This window comes from Rhizobium hidalgonense (assembly GCF_002914525.1).
GTDB lineage: Bacteria > Pseudomonadota > Alphaproteobacteria > Rhizobiales > Rhizobiaceae > Rhizobium > Rhizobium hidalgonense.
On sequence record NZ_LODW01000048.1, the window covers coordinates 126662 to 153180 of the forward strand.

Genomic DNA, 26519 nt, shown 5'->3' on the forward strand with positions numbered 1-26519 from the left:
TTTCTACGTGCCGCTAGCGCCATTGTCAAAACCCAAGACGGTGAGACAAAATGAATCAGCTGTGGATGGGCTTTTTTATTGCCGCCTGTCCTTCATTTCGTCACAAACTTTCTCGATCCGCTTGCGTTTAGCCAATGGCTCACCCGCCGTCCAACGACAGAGCCCACCGCTCAACGACAGAGACAGTAATATCGATGACCAAGACGACCTCCCGGCTCCTTGCCACCGCGCTCTCCTCCGCCTTGCTGACGGGCGCTTTCACCCTGGCTCAAGCCGGCCAGGCAAGCTTCGTCGTCGATGCGCAATCCGGTCAGGTTCTCGAAGCCTCCAATCAGGATGAGTTAAACTATCCGGCGTCACTGACCAAAATGATGACGCTCTATCTCGCCTTCGAGGCCCTGCATGAGGGACGGCTCAAATGGGACCAGAAGCTCACCATGTCGGAAAATGCCGAGAGCAAGGAGCCGTTCAAGCTCGCCGTCGGCGCCGGCCGCCAGGTAACGTTGCGCGAAGCGGTCGAAAGCATCGTCGTCTTATCCGCCAACGACTCTGCCGTGGCGATTGCCGAACAGCTCGGCGGCTCCGAACAGGCTTTTGCCACTGTCATGACCGACAAGGCGCACCAACTTGGCATGTCGAATACGGTCTTTAAGAATCCCTCGGGCCTGCCCGATCCGGAGCAGGTCACCTCGGCGCGTGACATGGCAACCCTCGGCGTTTCGCTGATGCGGGACTTTCCGGAGGAGTTCAAGCTCTTCTCCATGCGCGGCTTTCAGTTCCGCGGCATGAAGCTGCGCGGCCACAACAACCTGATGTATCGATATGAAGGCGTCGACGGCATCAAGACCGGCTATACCGATGCATCGGGCTATAATGTGGTAACGTCGGCGCTGAAGGACGGCCGCCGCGTCGTCGGCGTCGTGATGGGCGAAAAGACGGCAAGCCTGCGCGACGACAAGATGGCAGGCCTGCTGGACAGCACCCTGTCCTCGTCATCGAATGCGACAGCTTCCACAACGCCAGGCACCCAGCTGGGAGCGACGATGACGGACACACAACCGACGAAGTAGGCCTGGGTCTGCTATCTGAAAGCCACTTCCAGGTGCTGCCGGTCCTGGGCGATCACCCGGCAATTCGTTTCGAATCCTTCTCCCTTGATGGCAAGAATGAACTCGGAAGGAATGCCGGCCGAATTGGAAACCGAAATGCCGGCGCTTTCCGAGCCGATGGATTTGACGGTGCAGTCGATGGTCGAGCGTCGATCGTTGAACAGGATCGAACCCGCCTTCAGCACCCGCCGCCGCGCGCCGATAGCATGATCCGCATGGATGGAACTCCATGACACGCAACGATTTCGCCCGGAATGTTTGGCCTGATACATTGCGGCATCCGCCTGAGCCAATAGCGTCTCGATCTCCTTGCTGACCATCGAGAGCGCCGACGTTCCGAAGCTCGCCGTGACATTCAAGGCGCCGTGATCGCCGCGAATGGACTGCGCGGCGATGGCGGCCCGGAGTTTCTCGGCGACGGCGATAGCCCCTTCCCGATCGACATGCGGCAGGATGACGGCAAATTCCTCGCCCCCGATCCGCCCGAACAGATCACCGGCGCGAAGGGTCGACTTGCAGGTCGAGGCGACCGCCTTGAGAACCGCATCGCCCGCGGCATGCCCATGCGTATCGTTCACCCGCTTGAAATGGTCGATATCAAAGGCGATGCAGGCCAGGTCATGCTGGTGCCGCAAAGCGACCGAAATCAGCTGGTCGGCTTCCTGCTTGAAGGCGCGCCGCGTCATCGCCTCGGTCAGACTGTCGGTGGCGGCCGACTGCACGAGTTCGATGCGGTCCATCGCCGCCCCCGCCAACTCCTGGAGAATGTCGAGATCTCTGCTGCCGAACGACCTTGGCCGGCGATCGATCGCGCAGACCGTTCCGATCATATGCCCGTCCTTCGTTCGGAGCGGCACGCCGGCGTAAAAGCGGATATGATCCTCGCCGGTCACCGCAGGATGTTTTGAAAACCGTGCATCCTTGGTGGCGTCCTGCACGATAACAGGCTCGTCACAGTCCACCACGCAACGGCAGAACGTATCTTCAAGCGACACTTCGTCGGCTGAGAGGCCGGAGCAGGCCTTGTACCATTGCCGGTGCGCATCGATCAGGGAGACGATGCCGATGTCGATGGAAAATATTTGCTTTATCAGGCGGACGATCCGCTCAAAACCTTCGTCCCTCGGTGTGTCGAGAATGTCGAGCTGCTGCAGCGCAGCCAGGCGAGCATTGTCGCGCTGGATGGCTTCTGATGGCGACTTTCCGAATACGCGTGCGACCACCATGCAGCATGCCTCCTGACAGCGATGTCATGATGCGTTCCACAAATTCGTGAAGAAATTGAATACGATGACAGCCCCAAGCTTATGGGGCCGAATATTTTTCAGAACAGGCAACCCTCAATGGCGACGCAATGGTCGCCAAACGCCATCTCAGATTGAGCGCAGCGTCCAGCTGACGATCTCGGAGACCACCGTGGAGAAGGCGCGGTCGAGGCCCTTGACGAAGCCGACATTATCGCCGCCGGCCGACGCCATGGCGCGAAACACCTTCTGGGCGCGGACCGAGCCGTTGCGGTCGTTGAGAATCTTCGCGGAGATTTCGACCACCGCCTGGTTGCCGTTCGAAGCATCGATCTCGAAAGAGCGGACATCGGTGACGATCTGGTAATCGATCGCCAGCCCCTGCCCCGGCATGCCGACGCCGCCAACCTTGCCGGAATTCTCGAAGGCCTCCACCAATTTCGATTGGACTATGCGCGGTAGCTTGTCGCCCCACTGCGCCCGCGACAGATACTGGATTTCCGAAGGCGAAACGCGGATGACGATCTGTTCGCTGTCGAGCGCCTTCAGCGCCGTCGGGCTGGCGATCAGGATCTGGCGGGATTTGGCCGCGGGTCCGTCACCGTCGACGGCCGCAGATAGGTCATAGGTATCGTTCTTGGCCGCGGTACCACACCCCGAAAGGATCAGCGCCGTCAGCAGCGGCGCGATCACCGTTCCCCTGATCCACGAACGGCGCGACAACAGATGCGATGCGACCATATTCGGCTACCCTGACTTTCCCTGTTAACGCCGCGTCCGGCCGTCGTACTGCTTGACCGTGTCTCCGCCGAAGATCAGGCGTTGCGGATTGCGGTCGAAGTTGGTGATCGTATCGTTCAGATTATTCACGGTTCCGCGCATGTCGTTGACGAGAGTCTGCACATCGCGCAAACCGCCGCTTGAGAATTTCTGCAGATTATCGGCGATCGGACCGATTCGCGAATTCAAATTGTCGGCGACCTTCTTGAAGGATTCCAGCGTTTCGCGCGCTTGTGCAAACATCGATTGTGTATTGTCGGTGCCGAGCAGCGCATCGACTTTGATGAGAATGCCGTCGATACGGGTCGAGGCCGAATTCAGCTTGTTGGTAAGCTGCGAGACGTCCTGGATCGTCTGGTCGATATCTTTCTTGCGGGCCGAAACCGTATCGGCGACATCGCGGATCGAGGCGACGGCGGTGCGCGCATCCTTGGTCGCCTGGGCGATGTCGTCGACTGAACCCTTCACCTTGGCGGGGTCGATCTGGGCGACGAGCGTGTCGACGCGGTCGAGCGTCGCCTGTGCCTGCTTGCCGAAATCGTTGAAGGTGGTGGCCGTCTGGTCGAACTTCTGGACCGCCCCCTTGAGCTCGCCAGAGGCATCGGCGACATTGGCGGTGATCTTCTCGGCGTTGGAAACGATGTTGTCGATCTTCTGGGCGTCGACAGCCTTGACCAGCGATTCCACCGCCTGCAGCGTCGAATCCACGCGGCCGGAGACTGCCTTCACCGTATTGGAGAGCTCACCGACGCTTTGCAGGAAGGCGTCGATATTGTCGGAATTCTTGGCCAGCGCATCCGAGAAGGTCTCTGCATTCTTGAATGTCTGGGTCAGCGGCGCACGTGAATCCTGGATGAAGCCCTGAAGTTCGCCGACTGCGTCATTGGCGCGATCGAGGATCTTGTCGGCGGTCGCCAGAAGATTGGTGACGCTCGACTGATCGGCGACGATGACGGCGCGTTTGCCGTTGTCGATCGCGTGCTGGAGAATGCTTTCCTCGCCCTTGCGGCCGCCCGACAATTCGATATAGGCGGCCCCGGTCAGGCCCTGAATTTCAAGAGCGGCCTTGGTCGAGGGGTAGATCGGCGCATCGGTGCGCACCTGGGTGAAAGCCAGCGAATATTGCGGATCGTCGGCGTCGATCGACAGTGTCTGCACCGAGCCGATCTGGATGCCGTTGAAGCGCACCGGCGAGCCGACGCTGAGGCCATTGGCCGAGCCCGGAATACGCACGATTAGCTCGGTCATCGGGCCGCCGCGGCCATATTCGGCCATCCAGTAGACGAAGCCGAAGGCCGCCGCGATCACCAGCACCGTGAAAAAACCGACAATCGTGTAATTGGCTTTGGTTTCCATTTATCCGATCACTTCCCGCTCACGCCGTGCCGCGCGCCATTGTCCTGCGGCACGATCGAGCGCGCCCGTTTACCCTTGAAATAGGCCTGCACCCAGGGATCGTCATAGGCCAGCATGTCGTCGATCGTGCCTTCCACCATTACCCGTTTCTTTCCGAGCACGGCAATACGGTCACAGACCGAAAACAGGCTGTCGAGATCATGCGTCACCATATACACGGTCAGTCCCAGACTATCGCGAAGGTTGGCGATCAGCTCGTCGAATTCGGCAGCGCCGATCGGGTCGAGACCCGAGGTCGGCTCGTCGAGGAAGACCAGTTCGGGATCGAGTGCCAGCGCACGGGCGAGCGCCGCGCGCTTGATCATGCCACCTGAAAGTTCGGACGGGTATTTGTCGGCGGCATCAGCAGCCAAGCCCACCATGCGGATCTTCAAATGCGCCAGTTCGTCCATCAGCGAGCGGGGCAGGTCGAGATATTCGCGCATCGGCACTTGGATGTTTTCCTTGACCGTCAGCGACGAAAACAGCGCCCCCTGCTGAAACAGCACGCCGAGCCGCATATCGAGAGCGTTACGCTGCGGTTCGGTGAGTTCGTCGAAATCCTGGCCTAGAATCTTGATCGTGCCGGAGCGGCGCGGCAGCAGCCTCAGCACCGTACGCATCAGCACCGATTTGCCGGTGCCCGACGCGCCGACGAAGCCGAGGATCTCGCCGCGATAGATATTCAGGTTGAGATTGTCGAGCACCACCTTGGAGCCGAAGGCGACGGTGACGTCGCGCGCCGAGAGCACGATGTCCCTCTCGTTCCTGTCTTCCGTATCGATCGGTTTTTCCACGCGGTTTGCCATGCTAAAAGTCGATCGCTGCATAGAACATCGCAAAAAGCCCGTCCATCAGGATGACGACGAAAATCGCCTTCACCACCGCGGCCGTTACATGCTGGCCGAGCGACTCCGCGCTGCCGCCGACCTTCAGCCCTTCGACGGCGGCGACGATTCCGATGACCAGTGCCATGAACGGCGCCTTAATCATGCCTGACAGAACCGTCGACAGCGTTACCGCCTCGTGCAGGCGCGACAGGAAGTTGGCGAAAGTGATGCCGGAATAGCCCCAGGCGACGGCGGCCGCACCGGCGAGCGAGGCGAAATTTGCCAGCACCGTCAGAAGCGGCAGCGCAATGGTCAGCGCCACCAGCCGCGGGAAGATCAGCACGCCGATCGGGTTCAGCCCCATCACCTTCAGCGCGTCAATCTCCTCGCGCATCTTCATCGAGCCGATTTCGGCGGTGATCGCGCTGCCCGAACGACCGGCGATCATGATCGAGGTCAACAGCACGCCGATTTCGCGCAATTGCAGGATGCCGACGAGATCGACGACGAAGACTTCAGCGCCGAAATAACGCAGCTGGAAGGCGCCCTGCTGGGCGATGATCGCCCCGATCAGAAACGACATCAGAAGGATGATCGGAACGGCGCGAACGCCCATATGGTCGATCTGGTTGACGATCGAAGCCGGCGAAACACCGCTGCCGCGCCCGAATTTCATCTGCGCGCCGCGCACGGCGGAGCCGAGGATATACATCGAGGCGGCCAGATTGTCCCAGAGATCGTAAGTCATCTTGCCGATCGGCACGAAGATGCGCGCGACAAGCGAGACCCTCTCCCTCTGCTCCGGCTCCGGTTTGGCCGGCTCCTCGGAAAACATCTCCAGCATTTCGTCGATATGCGGATTGGTGCCTTCGAAACGCACCGTTCGCCCGGCCGCCTCCTCTTCCTTCTTCAGCCGGCACAGCAGCCAGATGCCGGCGGTATCGATATCGGAAATGTCGGAGAGATCGACCGTCAGATCGCCGGCCTTCTGGTGCAGGAGCTTTTCGAAGTCGCGCAGCACGAAATGCACATAGGCACTGCGCCAGTTGCCCTTGAGACGAACATGCTGCCCCGAACCATCGGCATGGTCGTCCACTTCAAGTGAGGCAACGTTGCGATTCTCGGCGTTCAAGTTACTTATGTCTTTCAAGGCTTGCAGCGACATTGCCGAATCGCGAACGATGGTTCGGCGCCGGCGCGTCAATATACAGAAGCAGGCTGCAATTTCCATGCTCGCAGGACAGCAATAATGCCGCGCACCCTCGATATTCAGATGAATTCCTTTCCGATTGCCGGGAGCTTCACCATCTCGCGCGGCGCCAAGACCGAGGCCGAGGTAATCACCTGCGCGCTCGCCGAAGACGGTGCGCGCGGGCTTGGCGAATGCGTGCCCTATCGCCGTTATGGCGAGACCATGGAGAGCGTGTTCGCCCAGATCGAGGCCGCGCGTCCGCTGGTCGAGGCCGGCATCTCGCGCCGCGACCTTTTGTCGGCGATGCCGCCGGGCGCTGCTCGCAATGCCGTCGATTGCGCCCTCTGGGACCTCGAAGCGAAACGAACGGGCGAAAGCGTCGCGGCTCGTCTCGGCCTTGCCGATCTGAAGCCGCTCACAACTGCCTACACCATCTCGCTTGGTGAACCGGAGGTGATGGCCGCCCAGGCGCGCGAACATGCCGGCCGCGCGCTGCTCAAGGTGAAGGTCGGAACCGGCGACGATGAAAGCCGCATCCGCGCTGTCCGTGCGGCCGCACCCGACGCCGCCATCATCCTCGATGCCAATGAGGGCTGGCCGGAAGCGGTGCTGGAACGCCATCTCCATATCGCTGCGGAAGCGGGTGTGGCTCTCGTCGAGCAGCCGCTGCCGGCCGGCCGCGATGCGCTGCTTGCTGAAATCCGCCGGCCGCTGCTGGTCTGCGCCGACGAAAGCGTCCACCATACCGGTGATCTCGCAAGCCTTGCCGACCGCTACGACGCGATCAACATCAAGCTCGACAAGACGGGCGGCCTGACGGAAGCCTTGGCGATGAAGGCCGAGGCCGAACGCCTCGGATTCAGCATCATGATCGGCTGCATGGTCGGCACCTCGCTGGCCATGGCGCCCGCAGCGCTGCTCGCCCAGAATGCCGATTTCGTCGATCTCGACGGTCCGCTGCTGCTTGCCCGCGATCGCGAACCCGGCCTGCGCTACGCCGCTTCCCTGGTCTTTCCGCCCGAAAGCACGCTTTGGGGCTGAAGGTAGTAGGCCAAGATGACAAGGCCGAGGCCGGAGAATGCGACCAGCGCCATGACGTAATAGCTGACGACGCCGAGCCAGGCATAGAGATAACCCGACGCCAGCGTCATCAGCGCCATCGCCATGCCGACATAGAAGAAATAGGCGCCTTGCGCCGAGGATTCCTGCGTCTCCTGCACCGTCGCCATCATCCGCCGCTGCACGCCCGTATGCACGAAGGCATAGGTGAAGCCGTGAAAACACTGCAGCAGGAAAAAACCGGCAAAACCCGCATTCATGGGAAACAGGATCCAGCGGCAGACGCTGACGGCACAGCCGAAGCGGATCAGCGTCCAGGCGTTGAAGCGCCGGTTGAGGCGCTTCGACAGGAAGAACACCGTCACCTCGGAAGCAACGCCGGCGCTCCAGAGCAGGCCGACCTGAGCGCCTGAAAAGCCTAGCTGATGCCAATAAATCGAGGAGAAGGCGTTGAGTACCGCATGGCTCGACTGCTGGATGGCGACACCGATCAAAAGCAGCAGCAAATGCGGCTCGCGCAGCCCGCTGCCGGTAGCGGCTGGAATGTTGATCGGCTGGCCGCGGCGCCGCGTCGGCCCGATGCGCGGACAGAAGATCGCCATTACAACGGTCATGGCAAAGCCGAACACCATGACGACAAGCACCATTCCGCCGCCGAACCGGCTGACCATCTGGCCACCGACTAGCGTCGAGACGATGAAGGCGATCGAGCCCCAAACGCGCATCGACCCGTAATCGAGCCCCCAGCGGCGCACGCCCGAAATGACGATCGATTCGACGACGGGCACATAGGGCGCGAAGGTGGCGCCCTGCAGCGCGTAAACGATCGTCACGGGCCAGAAGCTGGTCGTCCAGAAAAGCGCGATCGCCGTCAGCAGCGACAGGCCGCCCGACCAGAGCAGCACGTCGGCGCGTTCCTTCAGACGGTCGGCGATCATGGCCACGACAGGCGCCACCAGCACGCGAACCACCATCGGTATGGCAAGGATGATGCCGATCTCGTGGTCGCTGAAGCTGTGGGTCGCGAGCCAGACCGGAAAGAACGGCAGAACGATGCCGTTGACGAGCAGCGGGGCGCAATAGGAAAGCGCGCTGAGCAGCCGGAAGCGCGGCGGCGCTCCCTCACTCGGGGAATGTTGAGCGGGAATCATCGGTGGACCTGAAGGAAACTGATCGTTGTCCTAACACACCACCCAGGAGGCGACTATTGCGAGAAATAGCCCCACTGAAACGTTTTAGAAAATAAATAGGGCCTGTCACCTGGCGGTAACGGCTAAATCACTGGGAGCGCGGCGCGGATGCGCCGGCGTCAAAATCACGCGGCCAAAATCAAGCAGCCTGGGGGGCCAGTTTTGCATCTTCGAGATGCTCGAGGGCAACAAGCGCCGGCACGCTGCTGGCGAGCGCCCGCCAGGTGATCAGTTCGAAGGTGCCGTCCTCATGTTCGGCGACCGCCGTGCAGCTTTCAACCCAATCGCCGGTATTGATATAGCGGATGCCGTCCATGTCCTGGATGATGGCATGATGGATGTGTCCGCAGATCACGCCGTCGGCGCCGTTCTTGCGGGCTTCCTCTGCAACGACGCGCTCGAACTCGCCGATGAAGTTGACAGCATGCTTGACCTGCAGCTTCGCCCAGGCCGAGAACGACCAGTAGGGCATGCCGAGGCGGCGGCGAACGGCGGCCAAGAGGATGTTGATGCGGATCGCCGTGTCGTAGGCCCAGTCGCCGAGATAGGCGAGCAGGCGCGCGTTGCGGACGACGACGTCGAATTCGTCGCCGTGCAGGATCAGGTATTTTTTGCCGTCGGCGCCGTCATGCATCATGCGATCGACGACCTCGATGCCGCCGAAATGCATGCCTGGGAAATCGCGCAGGAATTCGTCGTGATTGCCGGGAATATAGACAACGCGCGTGCCCTTGCGCGCCTTGCGCAGAAGCTTCTGAACGACATCGTTGCAGACCTGCGGCCAGTACCAGCTGCGCTTCAGGCGCCAGCCGTCGACGATGTCGCCGACGAGAACGATCGTATCGGCCTCGTGGTGGCGCAGGAAATCCAGGAGGAAATCAACCTTCGCGGCCTTCGAGCCGAGATGGACATCGGAAATGAAGAGCGTGCGGAAATGTCTGGGTTCCATCATGTCTATCATGAGCTGCTGCTCATGCCCCATCTTTCATCTAGCCTTCCAAAACCAGACTCGTGTTTCAGGAAGATGACAAACTGGGGAAAAAGCCCTGCAAACCCCATCCCACGCAAGCAGCTAGCGTATCGTCGGCTGCTTCCTCCCGGCAATGTTGCCCTCTCCATCGCGCGCGTTCATGATGACGGCGATTCCATATCCGACAATGCGGGATGGCTGATGCGTCTCTTTCTCGTTCGCCACGGCGAATCTCTCGGCAACCTCAACGAACGGGCCTATCGCCAATTCGGCGATCACAACGTGCCGCTGACGCAATGGGGCCATCGCCAGGCGGTGGAAGCCGGCGGCGCCATCGCCTCCTATTTGAAGGCATTGCCGGGCGCGGATTTCGGCAAGCTGCAGATCTGGTACTCGCCATTCCTCAGGACACGGCAGAGCAAGGATGCCCTGCTCACAGCCTTGCCGGAAAGCGTCGTCGGCGAGATCCGGGAGGATTACCTGCTGCGCGAGCAGGATTTCGGTCTTTTCACCGAAATCTATGACCACGCCGAACAAAAGCAGAAATTTCCCGAAGAATTCGAAAAATGGGCAAGGCTACGCAGCAACAGCGGCAAGTTCTACGCGCGGCCGCCGGATGGCGAAAGCCGGGCGGATGTGGCCCAGCGGGTGCGCCTCTTCCTTCAGACCGTCATGCGCGAGGCCGAAAACAGCAGCGACAACGTCGTCATCGTCGGCCATGGCGTCACCAACCGGGCGGTCGAAATGAATTTTCTGCACCGCCCTGTCGAGTGGTTCGAGCGTTCCGACAACCCCGGAAACGCCGATGTCACGCTGATTGAAGGGACGCGCTTGCAAGGATACGAGTCGATCCTGTTGCACCAGGCCGCTGACCGGCAGCCGGGACAGGAAGATGATCTGCGCGATGCCTATGGCGCCGACGTGACAATCACCCCGAAGACCGCCGGGTAGGTCTCCGGCGGGTTACAAAGGCAACCCGCCAACTCTTCACGTGAGGTGACGCGTCATTTACGTCGGCGACGTCACCGTCGCCGGTTCCTGCCCCGCCGAAGCCTCCTCCTTCGCCGCCTCCGGCCGTCTCGTCCTCAACAGACGCAGCACGAAGACGAAGAAGACGGGAACGAAGAAGATCGCCAGCACCGTTGCCGAGACCATGCCGCCGAGCACGCCGGTGCCGATCGCGTTCTGGCTGGCGGCGCTTGGCCCGGTGGCGATCGCCAGAGGCACCACCCCCAAGGTGAAGGCGAGCGAGGTCATGATGATCGGCCGGAAGCGAAGACGAGCGCCTTCGATCGCGGCATCCATCAGCGATTTCCCCTCGGCAAAGCCGTCCTTGGCGAATTCGACGATCAGGATGGCGTTCTTCGCCGACAATCCGATGATCGCGATCAGACCGACCTTGAAGTAGATGTCGTTGGACATGTCGCGGCTCATCACCGCGAGCACGCAGCCGAGCACGCCGAGCGGGACGACCAGCATCACCGACAGCGGAATGGACCAGCTCTCGTAAAGTCCCGACAGCAGCAGGAAGACAAAAAGGATACTGAGGCCGAACAGGAACGGCGCCTGCGATCCCGATCTCAGTTCTTCCAGCGACTGGCCGGTCCATTCGAAGCCGAAACCGTCGGGAAGCTCCGAGGCCAGCCGTTCCATTTCTGCGATCGCCGCACCCGATGAATATCCGGGGGCCGGGGCGCCCGAAATGCGAACCGAGGGATAGCCGTTATAACCGACGATCTGCGCCGGTCCCTTCTGCCATTCGGCCACCGCGAAGGATGACAGCGGCACCATGCCGCCGCTCGCATTGCGGACATTGAGCTTCATCAGGTCTTCGGCCTGAAGTCTGCTCTTGTCCTGCGCCTGCACGATGACGCGCTGCATGCGGCCCGAATTCGGGAAGTCGTTGACATAACTCGAACCGAGGTTGGAGGTGATCGTGTTGTTGATGTCGGCGAAGGCGACGCCGAAGGTATTTGCCTTTTCGCGGTCGATGACCAGCACCAGCTGGGCCGAATCCGGCATGCCTTCCGGACGGATCCCGGCGATGATGGGGTTCTGAGATGCTTTGCCGAGCAGCATTCCTGCGGCCTCGGTCAGTGCCGCCTGGCCCTTGCCCCCGCGGTCTTGCAGGCGAAAGGTGAACCCGTTGGTGGTGCCGAAGCCTTCGATCGGCGGCGGCGACAGCGCGAAGGATGTCGCATCCTTCAACGCGAATAGCTGCATATTGGTGCGGTTGGAGATCTCCTGCACCGAATTGCCTGCGCCGCGTTCGGCCCAGTCCTTGAGGGTGACGAACACCAGGGCGGCATTCGGCCCCTGCCCCGAAAAGCTGAAGCCCTGAATGGCGACGACGTTGGCTACCGCCGGCTCCTTCTTGAAGATCGTCTCGATGCTTTCGAGCGAGGCCACCGTGCGGTTGCGGCTCGCCTCAGGCGGTCCCTGCACGTCGACGATCAGGAAGCCCTGGTCCTCATCCGGCACGAAGCTGCTCGGCAGGTTGACGAAGAGATAACCGAGCCCGACGACCAGCGCGACATAGACGGCCATCACCCGCCAGGATCGCTTGGCCAGTCCGCCGACGGTGCGGGCATAACGGCCGGTCAGCCGGTCGAAATTGCGGTTGAACCAGCCGGCAATACCCTTCTTCTCGTGATGGCCCTTGATCGGCTTCAGGAAGGTGGCGCAGAGCGCCGGCGTCAGCGACAGTGCCAGGAAGGCCGAAAACAAGATCGAGACGACCATGGTCAGGCTGAACTGGCGGTAGATGATGCCGGTCGAGCCCGGGAAGAACGCCATCGGCACGAAGACGCAGGAGAGCACCAGCGTGATCCCGAGGATGGCGCCGGTGATCTGCCGCATCGCCTTTTTGGTCGCCTCCTTCGGCGACAGCCCTTCCACCGCCATCAGCCGCTCGACATTTTCGACCACGACGATGGCGTCGTCGACAAGAATGCCGATGGCAAGCACCATCGCAAACATCGTCAGCACGTTGATCGAGAAGCCTGCGGCAAACATCACTGCAAGCGTGCCGAGCAGAGCGACGGGTACGACAAGCGTTGGAATGATGGTGTAGCGGAAGCTCTGCAGGAAGATGAGCATGACGATGAAAACGAGCGCGACGGCTTCGGCGAGCGTATGCGCCACCTTCTCGATCGATGCGGACACAAACGGACTGGTGTCGTAGGGAACGGAATATTCAACGCCCTCAGGGAAGAATCGTGACAACTCCTCCATCTTCGCCTTGACCAGATTGGAGGTGCTGACGGCATTGCCGGTCGACGACAGCTGGATGGCGATGGCGGCACTCGGCTGGCCGTTCAGCCGGGTGGAAAAGCTGTAGCTCTCGCTGCCTTCTTCGATGCGCGCGACGTCGCTCAGCCTGACGTTCGAGCCGTCGGCATTGGCGCGCAGAACGATATCGCCGAACTCCTTGGTATCGGTCAGCTGACCCTTGACCAGCACCGTCGCCGTCAGGTCCTGCGAGATCGGATTGGGCGCCGCGCCGATCTGGCCTGCCGCGACCTGGGCATTCTGCGCCGAAATCGCCGTGCTGATATCGGATGCCGTGAGGTTGAGGCCAACCATCTTGTCGGGATCGATCCAGATGCGCATCGCCCGCTGCGATGCAAACAGCTGCGCGCGGCCGACGCCGTCAAGACGGCGCAGCTCGCCGATGACGTTTCGGTTGAGATAATCGCCGAGCGCCACCTCATCGGTCTTCCCATCCGTCGATGTCAGCGAGATGAACATCAGGAAGCCTGACGACGCCTCCTCGACCGTGATGCCCTGATCCTTGACGGACTGCGGCAGCCGCGGTTCGACCCGGCGGATGGCGTTCTGAACGTCGACCGAAGCCTGGTCGATATCGGTGCCGGCTGCAAAGGTCGCGGTGATCGTCATCGCACCCGAAGTGTCGGAGGTCGATTCGAAATAGGAAAGGTGCTCGACCCCGTTCAGCTCTTCCTCGATCTGCCGGGTGACACCCTGATAGATGTCCTGCGGCGATGCGCCGGGATAGCTGGTGGTGATGCTGAGTTGCGGCGGTGCGACCTTCGGATATTGGGCGACCGGCAGAAACGGCAGCGCGATCAGGCCGGCAATGGAGATGAAGATCGCAAAGACCCAGGCAAGGATCGGGCGATCGATAAAGAAACGTGCCATCGATCTTACTCCGGCTTCTTGGCGTCGCCGGACGCGACTTCGCCGCTACGCCACTCTTCCGGCGCGACCTTGGCACCCGGCTGCAGTTTCTGCACACCGTCGACGACGAGGCGCTCGCCCGCGGACAGGCCGCTTTCGACCACCCATTCATTGCCGGAGGATTGACCGAGCTCGACGTCGCGCGGCTGCGCCACATCTCCCTGCTCGACGACATAGACCTGCGCCTTGCCGTCGGCCGCGCGGATGACGGCGCGTTGCGGGATGAGGATCGCCTTCTCGCGGACGGCCTGTTCGATGCGGACCCTGATGTAAAGGCCCGGCAGCAGATCACCCTTCGGATTGGGGAATTCGCCGCGCAGGGTGACCTGCCCCGTCGTCGCATCGACGCTGGCACTGCTGAAGAGCAGCTTTCCGGACTGACCGTAGACCGTGCCGTCGTCGAAGATCAGCTTGATGTCGGCTTTGCCTGGTTCCGTCGAGGCGAGGCTGCCGTTCTCGACCGCCCGCTTCAGCGCCAGCAGATCGCCGGAGGATTGGGTGAAGTCGGCATAGACGGGGTCGATCTGCTGGATCATCGCCAGCGCATCGCCGGCATCGGCGGTCACCAGTGCGCCCTCGGTTACCAGCGCACCGCCGATGATGCCTGAGATCGGCGCCCGGACTTCGGTATAGCCGAGATTGATCTTCGCCTCGTCGAGTGCTGCCTGCGCCAGCGCCACATCGGCATCGGCCTGGGCAAGGGCGACGGCCGCCGTATCATATTCGATACCGCTTGCGACATCGCGGTCGCGCAGCGACTTCTGGCGGTCGAGCTGCAGCCGGGCGTTGGTCTGCGTCGCCTTGGCGCGCTCGAGGCTTGCCTCGGCGCTTGCGACGCGAACCCGAAACAGCGCCGGATCGATCCGGTAGAGCACGTCACCCTGGTGAACGAGACTGCCCTGCTCGAAGACCCGCTCCTGCAGGATGCCGGAAACCCTGGCCCGCACCTCCGAAACCCGCGTCGCGGCAATGCGGCCGGGCAATTCGCTGACAACGGGCACCGGACGCGCATTAAGCGTCAGGACGCTGACGGCGGCCGGCGGCATCGCGCCGCCTTCCTGAGCGTAAGCCGGCAGGCCGGCGGCGACGATCAGCGCCAGCGTTAGCGCGCAACGCAATGATTTCGTGTGAAAAAGCATGTTCATAAGCCTTCCTGATGGTCCCACTGAGGTCCAAAAAAGCACAGCCCGCCGAAATGACGTTCGGCGGGCCTCCTGAGCCGACAGGTAATCGATATTTTTTCGATTTTCAAGATACCTACCGGTTGGTATGATAGTGAAATCACTTCACGAGTTCCCATGGCACTGCGATCCCGAGAGTGATACTGACCTCTTGGGCGCCCTCATCATCAGGCGCCGCGCGAACACGGATCACCCATTGATAGATAGCCCCCGGAACAGAAAGAAACAGCCTGATGTTGTACGGCAGGCTCTTCTCGATTGCGCCACGAAACTGGCGCTCGAACATGGTCTTTCCGCCGTCAGCCTGCAGGCTGTCGCCACTGCTGCCGGCGTGACCAAGGGCGGCCTGTTTCATCATTTTCCCAACAAGCAGGCTCTCATCGAGGCCGTCTTCGACGGGATGATGGAAAACCTGGATCGCGAGATCGACGAGGAATTGGAAAAGGACGAGGGCGGCCACGGCACATTCACCCGCGCCTATGTCCGCACCCTGTTTGCCGACCGCGCGCAAAACAACAGCCCATGGTCGGCGCAGACCATGACCGTGCTTGCCGACCCCTACTCCAAAAGCCTCTGGCACCGATGGATGAATGACCGCCTCATCAAGCACGCCGCGACCGACACGGGAACCCGGCTCGAAATCGTGCGCCTGGCCGCGGACGGTGCATGGCTTGCCCACGTTCTCAGGCCCGACGACCATGCGGGTTCCGACGACGCCAGTCTATTGCAGGAACTGATCGAACTCACCGACAGGTGACAATCAGCCGGCTCGTCACTGCCAGGAGGGCCGCGCGTCAAACTGAACGCGCGGCGGAGACTTCAACTCGGATATCTCCAGACCCTCACGCAGGCCGCACCGCCGCCATCGGCTTCACGTTCTGGTTCATGCGAAACAGGTTGTTCGGATCGTAGTGCCGCTTGATTTCGGCAAGCCGGGCGTAATTGGCGCCGTAAGCCATTTCGACCCGATCGGACTCATCCTCAGGCATGAAGTTGATGTAGGCGGTGCCGACGGCATGCGGCTTGGTTGCCTCAAACAGCTCACGCGCCCAGCCGGTGCAGCTTGCATCCATCCCCGCCTCCCGCCAGCGCGCATGCACATTCATGACGAAATGCGAGCTGCGCTGCGGAAATGCGGTGGCTTCGATGGGAATGCGGCCGGCAGCACCACCGACATGGCCGACGAATATTTCGCATTCCGGCCCCGGCAATTTGCGCACGGCGTCGAGCAGCACCTCGATCGCCGCATCCGAAAGCGAGGCGAAATCCTGGCTCTTCCAGTAGTTGCGCGCACCTGGCGTCAGCAACGGATCGAATGCCTGCTGCCAGCCGGTGAACGGCACCGGGCCGACGACATCGGCGATCGGTTTTCCGATTGCCCGCAATCTTTCCGTCGCCTTTTCCCCCGCCGCGATGTCTCCGCAATAGCACATGGCGAGCACCACGATTTCCTTGCCGTGCCATTCGGCCGGCAGGAAGGGCAGCGGCGGCGCCTGGCGCATCACCACCCAGCAGGTCAGTTCATCGGGTGCCGCTTCCAGCGCCTGCCGATATTCCCTCAACACCTTTTCCGCATCGGCAAAAGGATGCACCACCAGCCCGGCGAGGACCTCGGTATTGAGCGGGTTGAGCTGAAACTCGAAGGAGGTGACGACGCCGAAATTGCCGCCGCCGCCGCGCAAGGCCCAGAAGAGGTCCGGCCTTTCCGTCTCGCTCGCCTTGACCAGCTCGCCATCGGCCGTCACCACATCGACCGAGACCAGATTGTCGATCGTCAGCCCAAATTTGCGGGTCAGCCAGCCGAAGCCGCCGCCGAGCGTCAGGCCGGCGATGCCGGTGGTGGAATTGATGCCGGTCGGCAGCACCAGCCCGAAGGCCAGCGTTTCCTGGTCGACATCGGCAAGCGTTGCGCCCGGCTCGATCCTGGCGCGGCGTATCTCCGGGTCGACCCGCACCGATTTCATCGCCGACAGGTCGATGACGACGCCGCCCTCGCAGACGGCGTTGCCGGCAATGCCGTGCCCACCGCCACGCACCGAAACGAGCAGATTATTGTCGCGTGCAAACCGCACGGCGCGCACGACATCGGCAGCACCGGCGCAACGCGCGATCAGGCCGGGCCGGCGGTCGATCATTGCATTCCAGATCGCCCTAGCCTCGTTGTAATCCATATCCTTGCTGGTCAGGAGATTGCCACGAAATCCGGCGGCAAATGCATCGATGGCCACGTCATTGACCATCGTCTGCCCCTTTTGCAGGGTCGTCAGGTTCAAATTGTCCATGATTTCCTCCATGCGACCGGCGCCCCGCACCGTCGCGGCCGCATCTTGCGCTTGCAGCGGCCGTCAAACAAGTTTTCCAAAGGGATTAGCTAGCCGCGGCCCACGCGGCGATCCGTCCATTGGCGGTACCTGGGATATCCCTCTGCCCGGCAGGGCCGAGGGGTATCCCACGAATGCCCAACTCACGAAAACTTCCCCCATCCCTCATTTCCATACTGTCGCCCGTATCCGATTGATGTATGGAGGGAACTCCCAAAAAGACGTGCACGGAGGCGGCAATGGATCACCAGGAAAAATCCAAAACGGACAAGAACCTGACGAGCGGCGATCTCGACGAGCAGGCGCTGTTCTTCCATCGCTACCCCCGCCCCGGCAAGCTGGAGATCCAGGCGACCAAGCCGCTCGGCAACCAGCGCGACCTCGCACTTGCCTATTCCCCCGGCGTCGCCGCCCCCTGCCTTGCCATCCGCGACAATCCGGAAATGGCGGCCGAATATACCTCGCGCGCCAATCTCGTTGCCGTCATCTCCAACGGCACCGCCGTGCTCGGTCTCGGCAATATCGGTCCGCTGGCCTCCAAACCGGTCATGGAGGGCAAAGCCGTGCTCTTCAAGAAATTCGCAGGCATCGACGTCTTCGATATCGAAATCGATGCCGCAAGCGTCGACCAGATGGTCTCGACCGTCTCCTCGCTGGAGCCGACCTTCGGCGGCATCAATCTCGAAGACATCAAGGCGCCGGAATGTTTCGAGGTCGAGCGGCGCCTGCGCGAGAAGATGAAGATCCCCGTCTTCCACGACGACCAGCACGGCACGGCGATCATCGTCGCCGCCGCGATCCTCAACGGGCTGGAACTCGCCGGCAAGGCCATCGAAAACGTCAAGATCGTCGCCTCCGGCGCCGGGGCCGCCGCCCTTGCCTGCCTGAACCTGCTGGTCATTCTTGGAGCAAAACGCGAAAACATCTGGGTGCACGATCTCGAAGGCCTCGTCTATGAGGGCCGCACCGAGCTGATGGACGAATGGAAATCCGTCTATGCCCAGAAGAGCGACACGCGCACACTGGCCGAAAATATCGGCGGCGCCGACGTCTTCCTCGGCCTGTCGGCCGCCGGCGTGCTGAAGCCCGAGCTATTGGCGCAGATGGCCGACAAGCCGCTGATCATGGCGCTCGCCAATCCGACGCCGGAGATCATGCCGGATCTTGCCCGCGCCGCCCGTCCCGACGCGATGATCTGCACCGGCCGCTCGGATTTCGCCAACCAGGTCAACAACGTCCTCTGCTTCCCCTATATCTTCCGCGGCGCGCTCGATTGCGGCGCCGAGACGATCAATGAGGAAATGAAGATGGCCGCCGTGCGCGCCATCGCCGCGCTGGCCCGCGAAGAACCGTCCGATGTCGCCGCCCGCGCCTATTCCGGCGAAACCCCGGTCTTCGGCCCGGATTACCTGATCCCCTCGCCCTTCGATCCCCGCCTCATCCTGCGCATTGCGCCTGCGGTCGCCAAGGCTGCCGAACAGAGCGGCGTGGCGCGCCGCCCGATCCAGGATTTCGACGCCTATCTCGATCAGCTGAACCGCTTCGTCTTCCGCTCCGGCTTCGTCATGAAGCCGATCTTCACTGCAGCCAAGGCCGCAGAGCGCAAGCGCGTCATCTTCTCCGAAGGGGAGGACGAACGTGTGCTGCGCGCCGCCCAGGTGCTGCTCGAAGAAGGCCTCGCCGAACCGATCCTGATCGGCCGCCCGCAGGTCATCGAGACGCGCCTGAAGCGCTACGGCCTGCGCATCCGGCCGCTGCAGGATTTCGAAGTTATCAATCCGGAAGACGATCCGCGCTTCCGCGAATATGTCGATCTCTATTTCTCCCTCGTCGGCCGCCGCGGTGTTATCCCGGAAGCCGCGCGCACCATCGTGCGTACCAATACCACCGTCATCGGCGCGCTGGCGCTGAGGCGCGGCGAGGCCGATGCGCTGATCTGCGGCCTGGAAGGCCGCTACGAAAAGCATCTGCGCGACGTCCGCCAGATCATCGGCAAACGCAAGGATGTCCGCGATTTCTCCGCCCTCAGCCTGATGATCTCGCAGCGCGGCGCCACCTTCTTCACCGACACCTACGTCACCTTCAATCCGAGCGCTGAGGAAGTTGCCGAGTCGACGGTGCTGGCGGCCGAGGAAATCCGCCGCTTCGGCATCACCCCGCGTGCTGCGCTCGTCTCGCATTCCAATTTCGGCTCGCGCGAATCCGAAAGCGCCACGAAGATGCGCAACGCCCTGCAGCTGGTGCGCGACACCGCGCCCGATCTCGAGGTCGATGGGGAAATGCATGGCGAAAGCGCTATCACCGAAGCGCTGCGAAAACGCGTCATGCCGGATACGACGCTGCACGATGAAGCAAATCTGCTGGTCTTCCCGAACCTCGACTCCGCCAACATCACGCTTGGTGTGGTGAAGTCGATGACGGACGGCCTGCATGTCGGCCCGATCCTGCTCGGCACCGCCCTTCCCGCCCACATCCTCGCGCCCTCGGTCACCTCCCGCGGCGTCGTCAACATGGCGGCGCTGGCCGTCGTCGAGGCGTCGCAGCCGGCTTAGCCGGCTGCGAACATATCAGCCACCCGGGATCGACAGGCGCCCATTGTCCGCGAGCACATCCGCGCGTTCGTTGCCGATAATTCCCGAATGGCCCTTGCACCAGGCAATGCTCACCAGGGCGTTCCGGGATAGCTGAAGATCGACCGCTTTCCAGAGCTCCGCATTGTCGATCGTTCGCCTTCGCCCATTCCCGTTCGGGCTGCTTTTCTTCCAGTCGTTGTTCTTCCAGATATGTCGCCGGCTGTTGCAGCCTTTGACGGCATAGATGGAATCGGACCAGATGACCGCGCGTTCGCCAGTTGTTTGGCTATTGATCCACATGGCTGCCTTGAGAACGGCGGTCAATTCCATCGCATTATTGCTGGAATCTTCAACGCCACCGTAATCGGCGGCAATTTCCACCGCATCGCGATAAGCGACAAACGACCATTCCCGGAACCGGGCTCGTAACAACCGTCCGCGAAGACGTGAAGGCCGTGTTGGGAGCCCGGTGCGCCTGATGCCGGTGCGGAGGATCGGATCTCGTCGGGAATGCCTGTCATTTTCACCGGGTCTCGGGCGATTACTGGATAAGGTCGCGAAAATACGCTAGGATTTCATCTGAGCTTATTAAGAGAAACACGTTAAGGGAAAACGCGCGGCCGGTTGAAGTCGCCAGTGACCCATCGACACTTTCTCATCCGGAACGAGCCGTGAAACGCCGAAACCTGTCTCTTGCGCTTCTTCTTGCCATCGCGGCGCCCGCCGCCGCGCAGACCAGCGTCATCTGCGAGGATCTGCGCGGCCGCCTCGCCGATCTGCCGCGATCGATCGGCAACGGCAACGGCCCGGAAGCCCGCCAATATGCCAGCGCCATGGCCGAGCAGAACCTTGAACTGCGCAAGGTTCGCAACGACCTGCGCAGCTACGGCTGCACCTCCGGCAGCATGGTGGTGATCGGCGGCGAAAATGCCGATTATTGCGACGAGCTCTCGCAGGCCGAAGCCCGGATGATCGACAATATCCGTTATCTCCAGGACCGCCGCGCCGAGCTGCGCGCCCAGGGCGGCGGTGATGACGGCGCCCGCCGCGAGTTGATGGCCGCGCTCGACCGCAACGGCTGCAACAGCGAAAACTTCTATGCGCCCGACGAGCGTAGCGCCAACGACCCCGCTCCGAGCGTCGAGGAACAGGCAATGCGCTCCGATACCTTCATCCCGCTCGGCGGCGGTGGAGAGGTCGACCCGCGTTACGGCCTGCCGCGGGCCGACATGATGTCGCCTGTCAGCACCATGTGCGTGCGCAGCTGCGACGGTGGTTTCTTTCCGATCAGCTCGAACGCCACCTCGGTCGATTTCGGCCGCGACGCCGAGACCTGCGCCAAGATGTGCCCCGGCATCGAGACGGAACTCTTCTATCGCGACGTGACGAGTACCGAGGCCTCGAACATGATCTCGGTTGCAACCGGCACGCCCTACAGCGCCATGAAGAACGCCTTTGCCTACAAGAACCGCACACCTGGCGAAAAGACCTCCTGCGCCTGCAATCTCACCGCCTATTACGACGAGATGCGCGGCAAGCAGGCGGTGAGCCAACCGCCGCAGCAGGGCTCGATCACCACCATCCACACCAATCCGCCGGCGAAGGATGCCGCTGCGGCCGCCGCGCCGCAGCCATCGGTTCCGGAACGTCCCTACGACCCCACGAAGAGCAAGGTCCGCCAGGTCGGCCCGCAGTTCCTCGCCGGCGATCAGGGCTCGATCGACCTCGCCAATCCGGCAACGCCGGGACCGCAGCCGCAACAGCAGTGATTGGCCGAGCCGGGTTCGAAGCGACGCCGTTCAGCGCTCGCTGCGCCCCCAGCCATCATGAAACACCAGCTCCTCGAGCGGCAGCCGCTGCCGCCAGCCTTTGACGGAGAGTTCCGGCTGGTCATAGAGCCGATCGACAAAACCGGCGCAGAGCCAGGCGACCACCTCGATATGCTCGGGTATGCCGAGAATGCTCTTCAGGTCGCCTTCCCGAAAGATGCTAACCCAGCCGATGCCGATCCCCTCAGTGCGGGCCGCTAGCCAGAGATTCTGGATCGCGCAGACTGTGGAATAGCTGTCCATCCTCGGATTATGAGTGCGCCCCAGCACCACGCTGCCGCTGCGGGTGGGATCGCAGGTCACGCATATGCCGAGCGGCGCCTCGACGATGCCTTCGAGCTTGAGCGAGCGATAGGCCTGCCGCCGCTCGCCCTCGAACATTAATGCCGCCTCCTCGTTGGCCTTGGCAAAAGCGTCCCGGATGCGCGCTCGCACAGTTGGACTTTTCACCAGAATGAAATTCCACGGCTGCATGAAGCCGACGGAGGGCGCATGATGGGCGGCCGTCAGCAGCCGCGCCACGACATCGTCGGGCAACGGGTCGGGCAGGAACTGGCTGCGCACGTCGCGCCGCGTCATGATCGCGTGATAAACGGCCTGGCGTTCAGCCAAGGAAAAACCGGACGCCACTGACAGGGCATCCTCATCAAAGGGTCGCATCGTCAAATCCCCAACAACGCAACCGCCCGCCGTCCGCGCGGGTTGGGTCTATCTTGCCAGGCCGGTCTTCTGACTTGGCTTCATCCGCCTGCCGCAGCCTTCCCGGCCTTGCGGCCAGTGGCATTCTATGCGGCAAGCGTCGGCCTTACAGCGTTGGGCACGTTCCGGTCTTGCACCGGATTCCCGATTCTCCCGCTTTGACGGCGGGCACCTGACGGCGCATCTATTTCAGGAAACGGGTGCTGCGGCAAGGCCGCTCCGATGGCGCAGTCGAAAGCGAAGCGCAATAATGAGCTCACCCCGCCCCGCGTCGGTTTGAAGCAGCTCGGCAAACCCCTTCATCGATCGTTTCTATGGCCTTATCATCGCCGACGGCGTATGGACGATGCAGTCCCTCGCAGCACCCCGGTTGCCCGTGCCCCGCCTGACGCCCATGATCCTTGCGGTCGCCCTGTTCATGGAACAGATGGATTCGACCGTGATCGCCACTAGCCTGCCGGCCATCGCGGCCGATATCGGCACGTCGCCGATTGCGCTGAAGCTTGCCGTCACCAGTTATCTCGTGGCGCTGGCGATCTTCATCCCGATCAGCGGCTGGATGTCCGATCGTTTCGGCGCGCGCAACATCTTCCGCCTGGCAATCTCAGTCTTCATATTCGGCTCGGTCGCCTGCGCCTTTTCCAATTCGATCGCCGCTTTCGTCGTCTCGCGGCTGATCCAGGGCGCCGGCGGCTCGATGATGACGCCGGTCAGCCGCCTGCTGCTGGTTCGGGGAACGCCGCGCCACGAACTCGTTGATGCCATGGCCTGGCTTACCATTCCCGCCCTGATCGGCCCGATCATGGGGCCGCCGATCGGCGGTTTTCTGACCACCTATCTCACCTGGCACTGGATCTTCTGGATTAACGTCCCGATCGGCGTCGCCGGCATTATCCTCGTCACGCGTTTCCTGCCGGCGGTCGAGCCGCGCAGTCCGCGGCCGATGGATTTTCCCGGCTTCTTCCTTTGCGGCATCGGCTTTTCCGGCTTCGTCTTCGGCCTGTCGGTCATCAGCCTGCCGGCCGTGCCCATCATCTACGGTTATATCACCGTGGCGATCGGCATCCTTGCCGGGTCTATCTACCTTCTGCATGCCCGCCGCGCGCCCCATCCGCTTCTCGATCCGAAAATGTTCCGCTACCCGCTGTTCCGGGCGGCTATCCTCGGCGCCTCCAATTTCCGCATGGGCCTCGGCGCTCTGCCCTTTCTGATGCCGCTGATGCTGCAGCTCGGTTTCGGCCTGACGCCGTTGCAATCGGGCTCGGTCACCTTCGTCAGCGCGCTCGGCTCGATGGGGTCGAAATTCGCCGCTTCGCGCACCTTCAATGCCTTCGGCTTCCGAACCGTCATATCGATCACCACCTTGCTGGCGGCAATCTTCCTCGGCATCAACGGGCTCTTCACCGTCGCAACGCCGCTGCCGCTGATCATGGCCTGCCTGCTGATCGGCGGCCTGTTCCGCTCCATGGCCTTTTCCGGCGTCAACGCCATGGCCTTCGGCGATGTCGACGATGCCGACAGCAGCCAGGCGACCGCGATCAACGCTGTTGCCCAGCGTATCTCCATGGCGATGGGTGTGGCGATTGCCGGCAGCATCCTGGAAATTTCGAGCAGTCTCCACGGCGGCAGGCTGCTGGTTTCGGATTTCCACATCGCCTTTTTCAGCGTCTCTGCCATTTCGGCGCTGGCCTGCATCACCTTCCTGCGCCTGCCGCGCGATGCCGGCGCGGAGCTGACGACGCGCCGCCGCAAGCATCGCGGGATCGAGCCCGACGGGGCCATGGCGGAAAACAGCCCCTAATTTCGCAAGAAAAGCAGCTCTCGGCGATCAAGGCCGGCCGAAACGCCGGTCCGCGCCGGTATCCCATTCTACTTTATGATTTATTCACACATCAAAGACACACTGCGTCTGCGCGTTTTGGGTCGCAAGGGGGACATGGGCATGAGTGCTCATGCTGCGACTGCCGGCGTGGATGCCCGTGTTGATAGGCTGGTCGAGAACATATCCGACTGAGCTGCGTTTCGAGGCCCCCGCGGCATGTTCCAACTTTTGAAAACGATGCCTCTGACAGCCAAGCTGGCGGCGATTATCGTGGCCGTCAACCTTTGCGGCATCTCCGCTTTTGCAACCTACACCTGGATGTACGAAACCAGGGCGTTGATCGATGGCGCCAAGGCGAACTGGTCCAAGGATGCGGAGCAGTTTGCGTCCCTGGCTGCCGGCGGCGTAAAATGGGGCAAGGCGAACGCCGTTCGCGAGGCCTATTCGCTCTACCGCGACGATCCCTCGCTCGACCTGGTGCAGTTTGCTGCCTTCAACGCGGAACCTGCCGCCGTCGACACGTGGACGCGCGACGGCATTGACGGTCTGCCCGCACCGGCCGATCTGGCGAAACGCCTCAGCACCAAGCCCGAAAAAACGACGATCGATGACAGCGGAATATCTGCCGGCGTGGTCACGATCATTGCGCCGCTTCCGCTGGATAAGTCTGGCAAGGCCACCGGCTACGTCGTCACCAACTGGTCGATCGAAAAAATCGCTGCCGAAGTCAAGCAGAAGGTCCTGATTTCGCTGCTGACGCAGTTCGCGATTACCGCCATGGCCGTTGTCGCCTTTCTTCTCGCCATGCGCAGCCTCGTCGGCCGCCCCCTCAGAATTCTCAGTGAAAGAATCAGCGCGTTGCAGAAGGGCGATCTGGCCTCTCCCGTCACCTACCGGGAAAATGGTGACGAGATCGGCTTCCTCGCACGTGCCTTGGAAGTTTTCCGCAATGAGGCGATTGCCAAGGTCGAAAGAGAGCAAGCAGCGGCCGAACAGAGCGCCTCGTTCGACGCCGAACGGGCGCGCAACACCTTGTTGACGGAAGAGGCCAGCAACGCTCAGCGGCTGGTCATGACAGCGCTAGCAAATGAATTGGAAAAACTCGCCGCCGGCGATTTCTCGATACAGCTCGCCGATCTCGGCCCAGAATTCGATAAATTGCGGCAGGATTTCAATAATATGGTTCATGCGGTCGCAGCCGCGCTGACGGAAATCAAGACTGCCTCCGTCGCGGTTGAAGGCGGCTCGAGCGAGCTGGCATCCTCCGCCGATCAGCTCGCCAGGCGGACTGAGCAACAGGCCGCCGCCCTGGAACAGACCGCCGCGGCCCTTGATGAGGTAACGACGACGGTCAGAACCTCGTCGCAGCGGGCCGAAGATACCGGCAAGCTGGTCGAGGAAACCAAGCGCAGCGCCCATGTCTCGGCAACGGTGGTACGCGATGCGATCGGAGCGATGGATAGGATCCAGACCTCATCGAGCCAGATCGGCCGCATTATCGGCGTCATCGACGAAATCGCTTTCCAGACGAACCTGCTGGCACTGAATGCCGGCGTCGAGGCCGCCCGTGCCGGCGAAGCCGGCAAGGGTTTTGCCGTCGTCGCACAGGAAGTGCGGGAACTCGCCCAGCGCTCCGCCAATGCGGCAAAGGAAATCAAGAACCTGATCAACGTCTCCGGCCAGGAAGTGGCAGCCGGCGTCGGGCTGGTGAACGAGACCGGCGATGCCCTCTTGAAGATCGAGGAGCAGATCAACCGCATCAGCGACAGCATCGCGTCGATTGTCCACTCCTATCGCGAACAGGCGACGGGTCTGCAGGAAATCAACGGTGCGATCAATCAGATGGATCAGGCCACACAGCAGAACGCAGCCATGGTCGAAGAGACTAACGCGGCCTGCCAGGAACTGCGCACGCAGGGACGCCTTCTGCAGGACTCGGCCGGCAGGTTCACCGTTGCCGTCTCTGCCGCCAGCCAGCCCAGATCCGCTCAACCGAGCATTCGTCAACCCCGCCCGGAACAGAGGAACTTTTCGCAGCGCCATGCGGGTAACGCCGCCGTCGCCGCCTCTCCCGGAGCTTGGGAAGAGTTCTGACGCCGACTTCGTTCGCTAAGCTTTAATCCTC

At 62.0% G+C, this 26519-nt stretch carries 19 protein-coding genes, 1 pseudogene and 1 riboswitch; of the genes and pseudogenes, 8 read left to right on the forward strand and 12 right to left on the reverse strand.

Annotated features, from left to right (window positions below; all coding sequences use genetic code 11):
• Positions 1-194 precede the first annotated feature (194 nt).
• On the forward strand, positions 195-1070 hold the full coding sequence (locus ATY29_RS10530; protein ID WP_025416300.1) for a D-alanyl-D-alanine carboxypeptidase family protein: 876 nt from the start codon (positions 195-197) through the stop codon (positions 1068-1070).
• Positions 1071-1081: 11 nt separating this feature from the next.
• On the opposite strand, the gene ATY29_RS10535 is transcribed toward ATY29_RS10530, so the two are convergent.
• From ATY29_RS10535 to ATY29_RS10555, 5 genes are all read right to left on the reverse strand, one after another.
• Entirely contained in the window at positions 1082-2335 is a 1254-nt protein-coding gene (locus tag ATY29_RS10535) for a sensor domain-containing diguanylate cyclase (RefSeq protein WP_097532691.1), read from the reverse strand.
• A 147-nt stretch (positions 2336-2482) separates the two neighbouring features.
• Positions 2483-3094, reverse strand: coding sequence for an ABC-type transport auxiliary lipoprotein family protein (locus tag ATY29_RS10540; protein WP_003569028.1), 612 nt, complete (start codon positions 3092-3094; stop codon positions 2483-2485).
• Between the two features lie 24 nt (positions 3095-3118).
• Entirely contained in the window at positions 3119-4489 is a 1371-nt protein-coding gene (locus ATY29_RS10545; RefSeq protein ID WP_025416302.1) for an MlaD family protein, read from the reverse strand.
• A gap of 8 nt (positions 4490-4497) precedes the next feature.
• Complete coding sequence (locus ATY29_RS10550; protein WP_003569030.1) at positions 4498-5337, reverse strand: ABC transporter ATP-binding protein; 840 nt, start codon at positions 5335-5337, stop codon at positions 4498-4500.
• Between the two features lies 1 nt (position 5338).
• A complete protein-coding gene (locus ATY29_RS10555; RefSeq protein ID WP_097532819.1) occupies positions 5339-6523 on the reverse strand; it encodes an MlaE family lipid ABC transporter permease subunit in 1185 nt (394 codons plus the stop codon).
• 84 nt (positions 6524-6607) lie between these two features.
• On the opposite strand from ATY29_RS10555, the gene dgcA reads away from it, so the two are divergent.
• Entirely contained in the window at positions 6608-7591 is a 984-nt protein-coding gene (gene dgcA, locus ATY29_RS10560; protein ID WP_097532692.1) for an N-acetyl-D-Glu racemase DgcA, read from the forward strand.
• On the opposite strand, the gene ATY29_RS10565 is transcribed toward dgcA, so the two are convergent.
• On the reverse strand, positions 7543-8760 hold the full coding sequence (locus tag ATY29_RS10565; RefSeq protein ID WP_097532693.1) for an MFS transporter: 1218 nt from the start codon (positions 8758-8760) through the stop codon (positions 7543-7545). The genes dgcA and ATY29_RS10565 overlap by 49 nt on opposite strands.
• Positions 8761-8938: 178 nt before the next feature.
• On the reverse strand, positions 8939-9781 hold the full coding sequence (locus ATY29_RS10570; protein ID WP_003569035.1) for a UDP-2,3-diacylglucosamine diphosphatase: 843 nt from the start codon (positions 9779-9781) through the stop codon (positions 8939-8941).
• Positions 9782-9970: 189 nt separating this feature from the next.
• On the opposite strand from ATY29_RS10570, the gene ATY29_RS10575 reads away from it, so the two are divergent.
• Positions 9971-10720: a histidine phosphatase family protein gene (locus ATY29_RS10575; protein WP_003569036.1), complete on the forward strand. Its 750-nt coding sequence runs from the start codon at positions 9971-9973 to the stop codon at positions 10718-10720.
• 57 nt (positions 10721-10777) lie between these two features.
• On the opposite strand, the gene ATY29_RS10580 is transcribed toward ATY29_RS10575, so the two are convergent.
• Positions 10778-13930, reverse strand: a complete 3153-nt coding sequence (locus ATY29_RS10580; protein ID WP_097532694.1) for a multidrug efflux RND transporter permease subunit — start codon at positions 13928-13930, stop codon at positions 10778-10780.
• A 5-nt stretch (positions 13931-13935) separates the two neighbouring features.
• Positions 13936-15114, reverse strand: a complete 1179-nt coding sequence (locus ATY29_RS10585) for an efflux RND transporter periplasmic adaptor subunit (protein ID WP_193550352.1) — start codon at positions 15112-15114, stop codon at positions 13936-13938.
• 232 nt (positions 15115-15346) lie between these two features.
• Here ATY29_RS10585 and ATY29_RS10590 point away from each other — a divergent pair, with 232 nt between their 5' ends.
• Positions 15347-15907, forward strand: coding sequence for a TetR/AcrR family transcriptional regulator (locus ATY29_RS10590; protein WP_097532821.1), 561 nt, complete (start codon positions 15347-15349; stop codon positions 15905-15907).
• Positions 15908-15992: 85 nt separating this feature from the next.
• Here ATY29_RS10590 and ATY29_RS10595 read toward each other — a convergent pair whose 3' ends face one another.
• Entirely contained in the window at positions 15993-17432 is a 1440-nt protein-coding gene (locus tag ATY29_RS10595) for an FAD-binding oxidoreductase (protein WP_097532695.1), read from the reverse strand.
• 278 nt (positions 17433-17710) lie between these two features.
• Between ATY29_RS10595 and ATY29_RS10600 the strand changes: the two genes are divergently transcribed.
• A complete protein-coding gene (locus tag ATY29_RS10600; protein ID WP_097532696.1) occupies positions 17711-20023 on the forward strand; it encodes an NADP-dependent malic enzyme in 2313 nt (770 codons plus the stop codon).
• 15 nt (positions 20024-20038) lie between these two features.
• Here the strand turns inward: ATY29_RS10600 and ATY29_RS10605 are convergent.
• Positions 20039-20565 (reverse strand): annotated as a pseudogene (locus tag ATY29_RS10605) (ribonuclease H family protein).
• A gap of 150 nt (positions 20566-20715) precedes the next feature.
• On the opposite strand from ATY29_RS10605, the gene ATY29_RS10610 reads away from it, so the two are divergent.
• Entirely contained in the window at positions 20716-21813 is a 1098-nt protein-coding gene (locus tag ATY29_RS10610) for a DUF2865 domain-containing protein (RefSeq protein WP_097532697.1), read from the forward strand.
• Between the two features lie 30 nt (positions 21814-21843).
• Here ATY29_RS10610 and bluB read toward each other — a convergent pair whose 3' ends face one another.
• The gene (gene bluB, locus ATY29_RS10615; RefSeq protein ID WP_097532698.1) at positions 21844-22533 is read right to left on the reverse strand and encodes a 5,6-dimethylbenzimidazole synthase; all 690 of its coding nucleotides are present in this window, start codon (positions 22531-22533) and stop codon (positions 21844-21846) included.
• 42 nt (positions 22534-22575) lie between these two features.
• A riboswitch (cobalamin riboswitch) is annotated at positions 22576-22763 on the reverse strand.
• Between the two features lie 203 nt (positions 22764-22966).
• Here bluB and ATY29_RS10620 point away from each other — a divergent pair.
• Positions 22967-24373 carry an MFS transporter gene (locus tag ATY29_RS10620; protein WP_097532699.1) on the forward strand — a complete coding sequence of 469 codons (1407 nt, stop codon included), beginning with the start codon at positions 22967-22969 and terminating at the stop codon, positions 24371-24373.
• Positions 24374-24610: 237 nt separating this feature from the next.
• Positions 24611-26488 (forward strand): methyl-accepting chemotaxis protein, encoded by a 1878-nt coding sequence (locus ATY29_RS10625; protein ID WP_097532700.1) that lies wholly within the window; start codon positions 24611-24613, stop codon positions 26486-26488.
• The last annotated feature ends 31 nt before the right edge of the window (positions 26489-26519 follow it).